Source organism: Stenotrophomonas sp. Y-13, from assembly GCF_046267925.1.
In the GTDB taxonomy this organism is placed as follows: Bacteria; Pseudomonadota; Gammaproteobacteria; order Xanthomonadales; family Xanthomonadaceae; genus Stenotrophomonas; species Stenotrophomonas acidaminiphila_A.
On record NZ_CP176501.1, the window covers coordinates 1,611,308 to 1,623,914 of the forward strand.

The window sequence follows — 12,607 nt, forward strand, 5'->3', positions numbered from 1 at the left end:
TTCCTGCCATGGGCCCTTTCCACGGCGGGAGGAAGGGTAGGACGAGGGGGGAAGAAGGACGCGGGCCAGGGCAGGGAGCGGTGTGCGCCTGTCCCGGCCCCGGCTCACGGCAACGGCTCAGCCACGCTTCCAGCGCACGCCCTGCGGCGTGTCCTCCAGGACGATGTTCTCGGCGGCCAGCTGGTCACGGATGGCATCGGCGCGGGCGAAATCGCGCGCCTGCTTGGCGGCGATGCGTGCGTCGATCAGGGCCTGGATGCGGGCATCGTCGCCGGCGTCCGCGCCGCGCCCGAACCAGGCCGCCGGCGCCTGCTGCAGCAGCCCCAGCGCCAGCCCAGCGCCGAGCAGTTCGCCCTTCAGGCGCGCCTTCTCGACCGCGCCTTCCGCCTTGCGTGCCTCGCTGGCGATGCGCGCCACCTCGGCCAGTGCCAGCGGCGTGTTGAGGTCGTCGTCCAGCGCCGCCTCGACTGCGGCCGGAATCACGGCCGTGGCGTCGACATCGGCCAGGTCGCGCAGGGTGCCGTACAGCCGGTCCAGGGTGCGCACGGACTGCTCGATCAGCGCGTCGGACCAGTCCAGCGGCTGCCGGTAGTGAGCCGACAGCAGCGCATAGCGCAGCGCCTCGGGCGGATGCTGGCGCACCAGGTCGTGCACCCGCTCGATGTTGCCCAGCGACTTGCTCATCTTGGCGCCGCCGAAGTTGAGCATGCCGTTGTGCAGCCAGAAGCGGGCGAAGGTGCGGCCGCCGTGGGCGCATTCGCTCTGCGCGATCTCGTTTTCGTGGTGCGGGAACTGCAGGTCCACGCCGCCGGCGTGGATGTCGATGGTGTCGCCCAGGTGGGCGGCGGCCATCGCCGAACATTCGATGTGCCAGCCCGGGCGGCCGCGGCCCCATGGCGATTCCCAGCCGGGCAGGTCGTCGCTGGACGGCTTCCACAGCACGAAGTCGCCGGCGTCGCGCTTGTACGGGGCCACTTCGACGCGGGCGCCGGCCAGCATTTCGTCCGGGTCGCGCCGCGACAGTCTGCCGTAGCCGTCGAAGGTGGCGACCGCGAACAGCACGTGGCCCTCGGCGGCATAGGCGTGCCCGGCTTCGATCAGCCGCTCGATCATGGCGATGATCTGCGGGATGTGGGCGGTGGCTTCCGGCTCGATGTCCGGCGGCGCCACGCCCAGGGCGGCCATGTCCTCGCGGTAGGCGGCGGCGAAGCGGTCGGTGATGGTCGCGATCTGCACGCCCTGGTCGCGCGCCGCGGCGTTGATCTTGTCGTCGACATCGGTGATGTTGCGGGCGTAGCGCAGGCCGCCGAAACGGCGCCGCAGCAGGGCCGCGAGCACCCCGAACACCACCGGGCCGCGGGCGTTGCCGATGTGCACGTAGTTGTAGACGGTCGGGCCGCACACGTACATGGTCGGGGCGGCCGGGTCCAGCGGGGCGAACCGCTCCAGCTGCCGGGTCAGGGTGTTGTACAGGTGCAGGGCCATGGGCGTGCCGTGGGAGCGAAAACAGAGCCGGCAATTCTAGCGGGCCGGGGCCGGGCGGGCACGCCCGGGCTGGGCAGCGGCGCGATGGACGGGTAATGTTCAGCCTCCATCCCCTGCCGCGCCTACACTATATCGGTGGTCATCCCTCATCCATCCCCGTTGACGTGTCGATGAAGCGCGCTCCCGTGTCGCTGTCCATGGCCTGCCTGCTGGCCGCGTCCGCCATGCCGGCCGCGGCCCAGAACACCGACCTGCGCAACCGCGTGGTGATCGTCGAGAACGTGCGCTACGACTATGCGCAGGTATTGAACGTCGAGCCGGTGTTCCAGACCCTGCGCGCCACCCGCACCGAGGAACACTGCGAGCCGGTGTCCACGCTGACGCTGGCGCCGGTGGAGGTCAAGGGCGAGGAGCAGAAGGGCGGGTTCCGTCGTTTCTGGGATTCGGTCAAGGGCATTTTCAGCCACCAGGACGGCGAGGACGAGACCGAGAGGGAGGTGCGTACCGTGGGCGCCGGCAACAATGGCGCGCTGCTCACCCCCGAATGCCGGATCATCGAGGTCGGTCGCGAGTTCCGCCGGCCCATCGCCTATGACGTGGATTACGTCTACAAGGGCGTCAAGTTCCGCTCGCGCCTGCCCGAGGATCCGGGCAACCGCCTGAAGCTGCGGGTGTCGATCACCCCCGAGCTGGGCGAGGGCCTGGAGCAGGGGCCGGCGAACCCCTGATTGTTGCATCGCGGCACTTGCGTGGTGCCGGAACGCGTGCGACCATGCGCGACGATGAAGGCGAACAGCTTCCAGCACGAAACCAGCACCGCCCGGATGGCCTCCGGCATGACTTCGCGTGCCCGCCGACCGGAACCCCACATATTCGCTGGGTAAACCGGAGCCTTGTGCTGTCTGTTCGGAAAACCCAGCCCCCGGCTGGGTTTTTTCGTTTCTGCTCCACGAAAGTTTCAACTGCAATGAGCCGCGCGTCCGCGCATCCTGCCGCCGGCAACGGTGGTCCCCCGCACCAGCAAAGGATGGATCGATGTCTGTGAAGCACTTCTTGAACACCCAGGACTGGAGCCGCGCCGAACTCGACGCGCTGCTGACCCAGGCGGCCCTGTTCAAGCGCAACAAGCTGGGCGACGACCTGAAGGGCAGGTCCATCGCGCTGGTGTTCTTCAACCCGTCCATGCGTACCCGCACCAGCTTCGAGCTGGGCGCGTTCCAGCTCGGCGGCCATGCCATCGTGCTGCAGCCGGGCAAGGACGCGTGGCCGATCGAGTTCGACCTGGGCACGGTGATGGATGGCGACACCGAAGAGCACATCGCCGAAGTGGCGAAGGTGCTGGGGCGCTACGTCGACCTCATCGGCGTGCGCGCCTTCCCGAAGTTCGTGGACTGGCAGTACGACCGCCAGGACATCGTGCTCAAGGCGTTCGCGAAGTACTCGCCGGTGCCGGTCATCAACATGGAGACCATCACCCATCCCTGCCAGGAACTGGCGCATGCGCTGGCGCTGCAGGAGCACTTCGGCACCAGCGACCTGCGCGGCAAGAAGTACGTGCTGACCTGGACCTACCATCCCAAGCCGCTGAACACCGCGGTGGCCAACTCGGCGTTGACCATCGCCACCCGCCTGGGCATGGACGTGACCCTGCTGTGCCCCAACGAGCAGTACATCCTCGACGAGCGCTACATGGGCTGGGCCGCGCAGAACGTGGCCGAGAGCGGTGGCTCGCTGCGCGTCAGCCATGACATCGAAAGCGCCTACCGCGGTGCCGACGTGGTCTATGCCAAGAGCTGGGGCGCACTGCCGTACTTCGGCAACTGGGCGCCGGAAAAGCCCATCCGCGACCAGTACAGGCACTTCATCGTCGACGAGGCCAAGATGGCGCTCACCAACAACGGCGTGTTCAGCCATTGCCTGCCGCTGCGCCGCAACGTCAAGGCCACCGACGCGGTGATGGATTCGCCGCAGTGCATCGCCATCGACGAGGCCGAGAACCGCCTGCACGTGCAGAAGGCGATCATGGCCGCGCTGGTCCGCTGATCCGTCCCGCCGCTTTCCCTTCCCCCCGATTCAACAACGGCGGCCCACGCGTCGCCCCACGAGATCCGCACATGACTACTCCCAACGAATCCCGCGACATCGTCCTGGCCTTCTCCGGCGGCCTGGACACCAGCTTCTGCGTGCCCTACCTGAAGGAGCGCGGCTGGAACGTGCACACCGTGTTCGCCGACACCGGCGGCGTGGACGCCGAAGAGCGCGAGACGATCGAGAAGCGCGCCGCCGAACTGGGCGTGGCCAGCCACGTCACCGTCGATGGTGGCCCGGCGATCTGGGCAGGCTTCGTCAAGCCGTTCGTGTGGGCCGGCGAGGGCTACCAGGGCCAGTACCCGCTGCTGGTGTCCGACCGTTACCTGATCGTCGATGCCGCCCTCGCGCGCGCCGCCGAGCTGGGCACCAACGCCATCGCCCACGGCTGCACCGGCATGGGCAACGACCAGGTGCGCTTCGACCTGGCGGTCAAGGCGCAGGGCGATTACCGCATCCTCGCCCCGATCCGCGAGATCCAGAAGGAGCACACCCAGACCCGTGCCTACGAGCAGGCCTACCTGGAAGAGCGTGGCTTCGGCGTGCGTGCCAAGCAGAAGGCCTACACCATCAACGAGAACCTGCTGGGCGTGACCATGTCCGGCGGCGAGATCGACAAGTGGGAGGCGCCGGGCGAGGGCGCGCGCGGCTGGTGCGCGCCGCGCAGCGCGTGGCCGATCGAGCCGCTGACCGTGACCCTGAAGTTCGTCCATGGCGAAGCGGTGGAACTGGACGGCAAGGCGCTGCCGGGCGAGCAGATCCTGGCCAGGCTCAACAGGCTGTTCGCCCCGTACGGCGTCGGCCGCGGGGTGTACACCGGCGACACCGTGATCGGGCTGAAGGGCCGGATCGTGTTCGAGGCGCCGGGCCTGACCGCGCTGCTGGCCGCGCACCGCGCGCTGGAAGACGCGGTGCTGACCAAGCAGCAGAACCGCTTCAAGCCGGACGTGGCGCGCAAGTGGGTGGAGCTGGTCTACGAAGGCTTCTACCACGACCCGCTGAAGGCCGACCTGGAGGCGTTCCTGCGGTCCTCGCAGGGCAAGGTCAACGGCGAAGTGGTGCTGGAGACCCGTGGCGCCCGCGTCGATGCGGTGGCGGTGCGCTCGCCGCACATCCTCAACGCCAAGGGCGCGACGTACGCGCAGTCGGCCGACTGGGGCGTGGAGGAGGCCGAGGGTTTCATCAAGCTGTTCGGCATGAGCTCCACGCTGTACGCACAGGTCAACCACGGCTGAGCGCGACGGCATGGGTGGGCTGCGCATCAGCACCGACAAGGGGGAACTCGACGTTCCCCTGATCCACCGCTTCCTCTCGACCGGGGCCTACTGGAGCCCCGGCGTTGCGAGGGAAACGGTGGAGCGTGCGATCGCCGGCTCGCTGTGCTTCGGCGGCTACCTTGATGGCGCCGGGCAGGTGGCGTTCGCGCGGGTCATCACCGACGCGGCCACGTTCGCCTACCTGGCCGACGTGTTCGTCCTGCCGGCGCATCGCGGGCGCGGGCATGCCGTGCAGCTGATGGACGCGGTCGTGGCCCATCCGCAGCTGCAGGGACTGCGCCGCTTCATGCTGGCGACGCTCGACGCGCATGGCCTGTACGCGCGCTACGGCTTCGTCGCGCCGGCCAGGCCCGAACGGCTGATGGAAATCGTCAGCGCCGCCACCTGACCGGTGGGCATACCACCGGCTCCCACCTCTACTTCCATTCCGATGACCGACCTGCTCGACAACACCCTGGCGCACCTGGAAAAGCTGGTGTCCTTCGACACCCGCAACCCGCCGCGCGCGATCACCACCGGCGGCATTTTCGATTACCTGCGCGCGAACCTGCCCGGGTTCCAGGTGGAGGTGACCGACCACGGCGCGGGCGCGGTCAGCCTGTACGCGGTGCGTGGCACGCCCAGATACCTGTTCAATGTGCACCTGGACACGGTGCCGGATTCGCCGCACTGGAGTGCCGATCCGCACGTGATGCGGCGCCTGGACGACCGCGTGGTCGGCCTCGGCGTATGCGACATCAAGGGCGCCGCGGCCGCGCTGGTGGCGGCCGCCAACCTCAGCGACGGCGATGCGGCCTTCCTGTTCTCCTCGGACGAGGAAGCCAACGACCCGCGCTGCATCGCGGCCTTCCTGGCCCGTGGCATCCCGTATGAGGCGGTGCTGGTGGCCGAGCCGACCCTGGGCGAGGCGGTGCTGGCGCACCGTGGCATTAGTTCGGTGCTGATGAAGTTCAGCGGCCGCGCCGGCCATGCCTCCGGCCAGCAGGACGCCGCGGCCAGCGCGCTGCACCAGGCCATGCGCTGGGGCGGCCGCGCGCTGGACCATGTGCAGTCGCTGGCGCATGCCCGCTTCGGCGGGCTGACCGGGCTGCGCTTCAACATCGGCCGCGTCGAAGGCGGCATCAAGGCCAACATGATCGCGCCCGAGGCCGAGCTGCGCTTCGGCTTCCGCCCGCTGCCGTCGATGGATATCGACCAGCTGCTGGCCACCTTCGCCGCTTTCGCCGAGCCGGCGGCCGCGCACTTCGAGGAGACCTTCCGCGGTCCGAGCCTGCCGTCCGGCGACATCGCCCGCGCCGAGGAACGCCGCCTGGCCGCGCGCGACATCGCCGAGGAGCTGGGCCTGCCGATCGGCAACGCGGTCGATTTCTGGACCGAGGCCTCGCTGTTCTCGGCCGCCGGCTACACCACGATGGTCTACGGCCCCGGCGACATCGCCCAGGCCCACACCGCCGACGAGTTCGTAACGCTGGAGCAGCTGCAGCGCTACGCCGGTTCGGTCCTCGCCATCCTGCAGCGCGGCGCCTGATCGCCGCGTTCCATCTCTCAAGACAGACGAACTGCCCACCATGCAACCCCACCGCCAGACCCGCCAGACCATCGTGCGCCTGCTCTCGAGCATGGCCAGCGCGAAGGAGATCAGCCAGTACCTCAAGCGCTTCTCGCAGCTGGACGCCAAGCGCTTCGCCGTGGTCAAGGTCGGCGGCGCGGTGCTGCGCGACGACCTGGAGGCGCTGACGTCCTCGCTGTCGTTCCTGCAGGAAGTCGGGCTGACCCCGATCGTGCTGCACGGCGCCGGCCCGCAGCTCGATGCCGAGCTGGCGGCCGCCGGCATCGAGAAGCACACCGTCAACGGCCTGCGCGTGACCACCCCCGAAGCGCTGGCGATCGTGCGCAAGGTGTTCCAGCAGTCCAACCTGCAGCTGGTCGAGGCACTGCAGCAGAACGGCGCCCGCGCCACCTCCATCACCGGCGGCGTGTTCGAGGCCGAGTACCTGGACCGCGACACCTACGGGCTGGTCGGCGAGGTGAAGCGGGTCAACCTGGCGCCGATCGAGGCCAGCCTGCGCGCCGGCTCGATCCCGGTCATCACCTCGCTGGGCGAGACCCCGAGCGGGCAGATCCTCAACGTCAATGCCGACTTCGCCGCCAACGAACTGGTGCAGGAGCTGCAGCCGTACAAGATCATCTTCCTCACCGGCACCGGCGGCCTGCTCGATGCCGATGGCAGGCTGATCGATTCGATCAACCTGTCCACCGAGTACGAGCACCTGATCCAGCAGCCGTGGCTGCACGGTGGCATGAAGGTCAAGATCGAACAGATCAAGGACCTGCTGGACAGGCTGCCGGAGGAATCCTCGGTCTCGATCACGCGCCCGGCCGACCTGGCCAAGGAGCTGTTCACCCACAAGGGCTCCGGCACCCTGGTCCGGCGCGGCGAGAAGGTGCTCAAGGCCACGTCCTGGGAGCAGCTGGACACCGCGCGGCTGAAGGCGCTGATCGAGTCCAGCTTCGGTCGCAGGCTGGTACCCGACTATTTCGAGAAGACCCGGCTGCTGCGCGCCTATGTCAGCGAGAACTACCGTACCGCGGTGATCCTCACCGACGAGGCCGAGGGCGTGTACCTGGACAAGTTCGCCGTGCTCGACGACGCGCAGGGCGAAGGCCTGGGACGCGCGGTATGGAACGTGATGCTGGAGGAAACCCCGCAGCTGTTCTGGCGCTCGCGCAACGGCAACCCGGTCAACCACTTCTACTACGCCGAGTCCGACGGCTGCTACAAGCTCGACCACTGGAAGGTGTTCTGGTTCGGCGCCAGCGACTTCGACCGCATCCGCGGCTTCGTCGAGCACTGCGGCCGGCGCAAGGCCAGCCTGCAGGGATGACGCCATGACCGGGGCCACGGCCAACGCCTGCTGGAACAGCGTGCCGGAGCTGCGCGGCACGCATGTCGCGCTGGAACCGCTGCGCATTGAACACGTGCCCGCGCTGCGGCAGGCGCTGGGCGGGGGCGAGCTGTCGCGCCTGTGGTACGCCAACGTGCCGGCGCCGGAGGCGGTGGAGCACTACGTCGCGGCGGCGCTGGACGCGCAGGCACGGGGCGAGGCGCTGCCGTTCGCGGTCCGCGACAGCCGCGGCGAAGTGGTCGGCTGCACCCGCTGTTACGCGCTGGACGCCGGGGTACCGCGGCTGAACATCGGCTACACCTGGTACCACCGCCGGGTGCAGCGCACCGGCGTGAACACCGAAGCCAAGCTGCTGTTGCTGCGCCATGCCTTCGAGGCGCTGGGCTGCATCGGCGTCGGCTTCGAGACCAGCTGGTTCAACCACGCCTCGCGTACCGCCATTGCCCGGCTCGGCGCGAAGCAGGACGGGGTGCTGCGCAACCACAAGCGCCACGCCGACGGCACGCCGCGCGACACCGTGGTGTTCTCCATCCTCGACAGCGAATGGCCGGCGGTACGCCGCCATCTGCGGTCCCTACTGGATTCGCATTCATGACCGACAGCAAATTCTCGCTGGGCATCGTCGGTGCCCGCGGCCATACCGGCGCCGAGCTGATCCGGCTGATCGCCGCGCACCCGCGGATCGAACTGGCCTTCGTTTCCTCGCGCGAGCTGGACGGCCAGCGCGTGGCCGATCACAACGACGGCTACCGCGGCGAACTGCGCTACGAGAGCCTCGACCCGCAGGCGGTGGCCGCCAAGGGCGCCGATGCGGTGATCCTGGCCCTGCCCAATGGCAAGGCCGGGCCCTTCGTGGCCGCGCTGGATGCCGCCCGGCCTGAGACGGTGATCGTGGATCTCTCGGCCGACTACCGCTTCGACAATGCCTGGTATTACGGCCTGCCGGAGCTGACCCGCGATACGTACGCCGGGCAGAAGCGCATCAGCAACCCGGGCTGCTACGCCACCGCCATGCAGCTGGCGATCACGCCGCTGTTGTCGCAGCTGGCCGGGCCGCCGGCCTGTTTCGGCGTGTCGGGGTATTCCGGTGCCGGTACCACGCCCTCGGACAAGAACAACACCGAGCTGCTGCGCGACAACCTGATGCCGTACGCGCTGACCAACCACGTGCACGAGCGCGAGGTCTCCACCCGGCTTGGCGTGCCGGTGGAGTTCATGCCGCACGTCGCCCCGCACTTCCGCGGCATCACCATGACCGTCAACCTGTGGCTGCAGCAGCCGCTCACGCGCGAACAGGTGATGGCGCTTTACCGGCAGCGTTATGCCGGCGAGCCGCTGGTGGAGGTGGTGGACGACGCGCCATGGGTCAGTCGCATCGCCGGCCGCCATGGCGTGCAGATCGGCGGCTTCACCCTGGCCCCGGGCAACAAGCGCGTGGTGGTGGTGGCGACCCTGGACAACCTGCTCAAGGGCGCGGCGACGCAGGCGCTGCAGAACCTCAACCTCGCGTTGGGCCTGCCCGAGCTGGCCGCGATCCCGCATTGACCCATCCCACGCCCATTCCGAGAGATTTCCGATGACCAACCTGTTGTGGCAGAAACCCGGCGTCGCGGTGGACGCGAAGATCCAGGCCTTCCTCGCCGGCGACGACGTGATCCTGGACCGCGAGTTCTTCCTGCACGACATCCAGGCAAGCACCGCGCATGCCGAAGGCCTGCAGCACATCGGCATCCTGTCGGCCGACGAGCTGGCCGCGCTCAAGCGCGAACTGGCGCTGCTGGCCGAGGATTTCCGCAGTGGTGCGTTCGTGCTGGATGAGCAGTACGAGGATTGCCATTCGGCGATCGAGGCGCGCCTGACCGAGCGCCTGGGCGATGCCGGGCGCAAGATCCACACCGGCCGCAGCCGCAACGACCAGATCCTGGTCGCCACCCGGCTGTGGCTCAAGGAAAAGCTGGCACGGGTGGCGGAGATCAGTCGCGAGGTGGCGAAAGTGGCGCTGGACCGCGCCGTCGCCGAACAGCAGCAGCCGCTGCCCGGTTACACCCACATCCAGCGCGCCGTGGTGTCCTCGGCCGGCATGTGGTGGGCGGGCTGGGCCGAGGCCTTCATCGACAACGCGGTGCGCGCGGCCGATACACGCCGGTTGCTCGACTGCAATCCGCTGGGCACCGCGGCCGGTTACGGCGTCAACCTGCCGCTGGACCGCGAGCACACCACGCATGCACTGGGGTTCGCGCGCATGCAGGTCAGCCCGATCTACGCGCAGCTGTCGCGCGGCAAGTTCGAGCTGGCCGCGCTGGAAGCGCTGGGCGGGGCGACGCTGGACCTGCGCCGCATCGCCTGGGACCTGTCGCTGTTCACCACCGGCGAGTTCGCCTTCGTGGCGTTGCCGGCGCAGTACACCACCGGCAGTTCGATCATGCCCAACAAGCGCAACCCGGACGTGATCGAGCTGATGCGCGCCACCCACGCCAGCGTCGCCGCCGCGCGTACCGAGATCGAGCAGCTGCTGTCGCTGCCGTCGGGCTACCACCGCGACCTGCAGGCGTCCAAGGGCGCGATCTTCCATGGCTTCGGCCGCGGGCTGCAGGCGCTGGAGCTGCTGCCGGCACTGTTGTCCAACCTGGACTGGCGCGACTACAACATCCGCGCCGCCATCGATTCGGGCATGTATGCCACCGACGTGGCGGTCGAGGCGGCACTGGCCGGCGTACCGTTCCGTGACGCCTACAAGGCCGCGGCCGCGGCGGCGGACACGGCCGGGCAGGGGCGCACGCCCGAAGGCAGCCTTGCCGCGCGGGTGTCGCCGGGCGCGGCCGCCGACCTGCGGCTGGACGAACTGCAGGCGCGCTGGGCGGCATTGCAACCGTAGGTGCCGAGCTTGCCCGGCACGGGGCCTGGCCGGGAAGGCCGCATGCGGGGCAAGCCCCGCATCTACAGGTGCCGCGCAGGTGCCGGGCTTGCCCGGCACGGGGTTTGGCCGGGAAGGCCGCATGCGGGGCAAGCCCCGCACCCACAGGGTGCCGTGTAGGTGCCGGGCTCGCCCGGCACGGGGCTTGGCCGGTAGGGCCGCATGCGGGGCAAGCCCCGCATCCACAGGTGCCGTGTAGGTGCCGGGCTCGCCCGGCACGGGGCATCGCCGGTAGGGCCGCATGCGGGGCAAGCCCCGCATCTACAGGTGTCGTGTAGGTGCCGGGCTCGCCCGGCACGGGGCTTGGCCGGGAGAGCCGCATGCGGGGCAAGCCCCGCATCTACAGGTGCCGCGTAGGTGCCGGGCTCGCCCGGCACGGGGTTTGGCCGGGAAGGCCGCATGCGGGGCAGGCCCCGCATCCACGTGCGATTGCCGGTTGGTTGGAAACGAAAGCATCCCCCACATCTGCCGCGCGGCAGTGCAACATCCGCGACAGGACTTCGTGTCATGGAGAAAAACGTGAAGCTGTACCTGGTGATGGCCCTGCGCAAGCCGACGTTCGACGCGGGCGTGATCGAACCGCACAAGGCGTTCCTCGATGCGCTGCGCGCGCAGGGGCGGCTGCACCTGACCGGCGGCTTCGGCGACGGCAGCGGCGGCGCCTACGTGTTGTGCAACGTCGACGACCTGGCGCAGGCACGTGCCATCGTCGCCACCGATCCGCTGGTCCTGCAGGACTGCTCGGACCTGACCGTCCATGAATGGAACACGCGTTGAGCCCATGAACGACACCGCGCCTTCGCCGTTCGCCGAGCAGCCGCTGCCGCCGTGGCGGCGCGCGGTGCTCAAGGTCGGCAGCAGTCTGCTGGCCGCCGATGGCGGCGGCCTGACCCCGCGCTTCGCGCTGGGGCTGGCGCAGTTCGTCTCGGCCAACCTGGTGGCCGGCCGCGAGGTGGTGATCGTCTCCTCGGGCGCGGTCGCCGCCGGCCGCGCGATCGTGCCGAAGGTGGCCGAGGCCGGCGCGACCATGGCCGCGCGGCAGGCGCTTGCCGCGCTCGGCCAGGCGCAGCTGATCGCCCTGTGGCAACGCTTCTTCGAGCGCCCGGTGGCGCAGGTGCTGCTCACCCACGACGACCTGCGCAACCGCCGCCGCTACCTCAACGCGCGCGCCACCCTCAACGAGCTGCTGGCGCTGGGCGCGTTGCCGGTGGTCAACGAGAACGACACCGTTTCGGTGGACGAGCTGAAGCTGGGCGACAACGACAACCTGGCGGCCATCGTCGCCGCGCTGGTCGATGCCGACGCGCTGTTCATCGCCACCGATATCGACGGGCTTTATACCGCCGATCCGCGCCGCGACCCGCAGGCGCGGCCAATCGACGAGGTCGCCGAGCTGAACGCCGCGGTGATGGCGATGGCCGGCGGCAGCGGCAGCGCGGTCGGCACCGGCGGCATGTTGACCAAGCTGCAGGCCGCGGCCAAGGCCGGCGCCGCCGGCATCGATACCTTCCTGTTCAACGGCCGCAGTGGCGAGGTGGTACGCGGCCTCGCGCAGGGCCGGCTGCGCGGCACCCGGCTGCACGCGGGGCGCTCGCGTATCGCCGCGCGCAAGTACTGGCTGCGGCATGCGCCGGTCGAGCCGGGGGCGATCCTGGTCGACGCGGGTGCGGCGCGTGCGCTGCGCGAGAACGGCGCCTCGCTGCTGCCCGGCGGCGTGGTCGATGCGCTGGGCGAGTTCCGCCGCGGCGACATGATCGAAGTACGGGTGGACGGCGAGGGCGGTGCGTCCTGCGTGGCGCGTGGCATCAGCCAGTACTCGGCACTGGACCTGCGCCGCATCGGCCGCCGCCACACCCGCGAGATCGAGGCCATCCTCGGCTACACCTATGGCGACAACGTGATCCACCGCGACGACCTGGTGCTGCTGCCATGACCGC

At 69.5% G+C, this 12,607-nt stretch carries 12 protein-coding genes; 11 read left to right on the top strand and 1 reads right to left on the bottom strand.

Annotation, left to right across the window (positions count from 1 at the left end):
* Positions 1-117 precede the first annotated feature (117 nt).
* Positions 118-1,485, bottom strand: a complete 1,368-nt coding sequence (gene cysS, locus ACJ7VY_RS07270) for a cysteine--tRNA ligase (RefSeq protein ID WP_313233061.1) — start codon at positions 1,483-1,485, stop codon at positions 118-120.
* Between the two features lie 170 nt (positions 1,486-1,655).
* On the opposite strand from cysS, the gene ACJ7VY_RS07275 reads away from it, so the two are divergent.
* The 11 genes from ACJ7VY_RS07275 (at position 1,656) to proB (ending at position 12,603) form a co-directional block, all read left to right on the top strand.
* Positions 1,656-2,213: a hypothetical protein gene (locus tag ACJ7VY_RS07275; RefSeq protein WP_161614781.1), complete on the top strand. Its 558-nt coding sequence runs from the start codon at positions 1,656-1,658 to the stop codon at positions 2,211-2,213.
* 307 nt (positions 2,214-2,520) lie between these two features.
* On the top strand, positions 2,521-3,528 hold the full coding sequence (locus tag ACJ7VY_RS07280) for an N-acetylornithine carbamoyltransferase (RefSeq protein WP_104938621.1): 1,008 nt from the start codon (positions 2,521-2,523) through the stop codon (positions 3,526-3,528).
* A gap of 71 nt (positions 3,529-3,599) precedes the next feature.
* On the top strand, positions 3,600-4,808 hold the full coding sequence (locus tag ACJ7VY_RS07285; protein ID WP_409476686.1) for an argininosuccinate synthase: 1,209 nt from the start codon (positions 3,600-3,602) through the stop codon (positions 4,806-4,808).
* 10 nt (positions 4,809-4,818) lie between these two features.
* Positions 4,819-5,238: a GNAT family N-acetyltransferase gene (locus tag ACJ7VY_RS07290; RefSeq protein WP_104938623.1), complete on the top strand. Its 420-nt coding sequence runs from the start codon at positions 4,819-4,821 to the stop codon at positions 5,236-5,238.
* 42 nt (positions 5,239-5,280) lie between these two features.
* Complete coding sequence (locus ACJ7VY_RS07295) at positions 5,281-6,378, top strand: acetylornithine deacetylase (protein WP_240212645.1); 1,098 nt, start codon at positions 5,281-5,283, stop codon at positions 6,376-6,378.
* Between the two features lie 40 nt (positions 6,379-6,418).
* Entirely contained in the window at positions 6,419-7,735 is a 1,317-nt protein-coding gene (locus ACJ7VY_RS07300) for an acetylglutamate kinase (protein WP_104938625.1), read from the top strand.
* A 4-nt stretch (positions 7,736-7,739) separates the two neighbouring features.
* The gene (locus ACJ7VY_RS07305; protein WP_409476687.1) at positions 7,740-8,351 is read left to right on the top strand and encodes a GNAT family N-acetyltransferase; all 612 of its coding nucleotides are present in this window, start codon (positions 7,740-7,742) and stop codon (positions 8,349-8,351) included.
* Positions 8,348-9,301, top strand: a complete 954-nt coding sequence (gene argC, locus ACJ7VY_RS07310) for an N-acetyl-gamma-glutamyl-phosphate reductase (RefSeq protein WP_161614786.1) — start codon at positions 8,348-8,350, stop codon at positions 9,299-9,301. The genes ACJ7VY_RS07305 and argC overlap by 4 nt, the downstream gene beginning before the upstream one ends.
* A gap of 31 nt (positions 9,302-9,332) precedes the next feature.
* On the top strand, positions 9,333-10,631 hold the full coding sequence (gene argH, locus ACJ7VY_RS07315) for an argininosuccinate lyase (protein ID WP_409476688.1): 1,299 nt from the start codon (positions 9,333-9,335) through the stop codon (positions 10,629-10,631).
* 546 nt (positions 10,632-11,177) lie between these two features.
* Complete coding sequence (locus ACJ7VY_RS07320) at positions 11,178-11,447, top strand: YciI family protein (protein ID WP_409476689.1); 270 nt, start codon at positions 11,178-11,180, stop codon at positions 11,445-11,447.
* Positions 11,448-11,451: 4 nt separating this feature from the next.
* Positions 11,452-12,603: a glutamate 5-kinase gene (gene proB, locus ACJ7VY_RS07325; RefSeq protein WP_409476690.1), complete on the top strand. Its 1,152-nt coding sequence runs from the start codon at positions 11,452-11,454 to the stop codon at positions 12,601-12,603.
* The last annotated feature ends 4 nt before the right edge of the window (positions 12,604-12,607 follow it).

What these genes read in the sequence shown, in the direction of transcription:
- cysS (WP_313233061.1), bottom strand. Translation starts at nt 1,485, where the DNA reads ATGGCCCTGCACCTGTACAACACCCTGACCCGGCAGCTGGAGCGGTTC.
- ACJ7VY_RS07275 (WP_161614781.1), top strand. Translation starts at nt 1,656, where the DNA reads ATGAAGCGCGCTCCCGTGTCGCTGTCCATGGCCTGCCTGCTGGCCGCG.
- ACJ7VY_RS07280 (WP_104938621.1), top strand. Translation starts at nt 2,521, where the DNA reads ATGTCTGTGAAGCACTTCTTGAACACCCAGGACTGGAGCCGCGCCGAA.
- ACJ7VY_RS07285 (WP_409476686.1), top strand. Translation starts at nt 3,600, where the DNA reads ATGACTACTCCCAACGAATCCCGCGACATCGTCCTGGCCTTCTCCGGC.
- ACJ7VY_RS07290 (WP_104938623.1), top strand. Translation starts at nt 4,819, where the DNA reads ATGGGTGGGCTGCGCATCAGCACCGACAAGGGGGAACTCGACGTTCCC.
- ACJ7VY_RS07295 (WP_240212645.1), top strand. Translation starts at nt 5,281, where the DNA reads ATGACCGACCTGCTCGACAACACCCTGGCGCACCTGGAAAAGCTGGTG.
- ACJ7VY_RS07300 (WP_104938625.1), top strand. Translation starts at nt 6,419, where the DNA reads ATGCAACCCCACCGCCAGACCCGCCAGACCATCGTGCGCCTGCTCTCG.
- ACJ7VY_RS07305 (WP_409476687.1), top strand. Translation starts at nt 7,740, where the DNA reads ATGACCGGGGCCACGGCCAACGCCTGCTGGAACAGCGTGCCGGAGCTG.
- argC (WP_161614786.1), top strand. Translation starts at nt 8,348, where the DNA reads ATGACCGACAGCAAATTCTCGCTGGGCATCGTCGGTGCCCGCGGCCAT.
- argH (WP_409476688.1), top strand. Translation starts at nt 9,333, where the DNA reads ATGACCAACCTGTTGTGGCAGAAACCCGGCGTCGCGGTGGACGCGAAG.
- ACJ7VY_RS07320 (WP_409476689.1), top strand. Translation starts at nt 11,178, where the DNA reads ATGGAGAAAAACGTGAAGCTGTACCTGGTGATGGCCCTGCGCAAGCCG.
- proB (WP_409476690.1), top strand. Translation starts at nt 11,452, where the DNA reads ATGAACGACACCGCGCCTTCGCCGTTCGCCGAGCAGCCGCTGCCGCCG.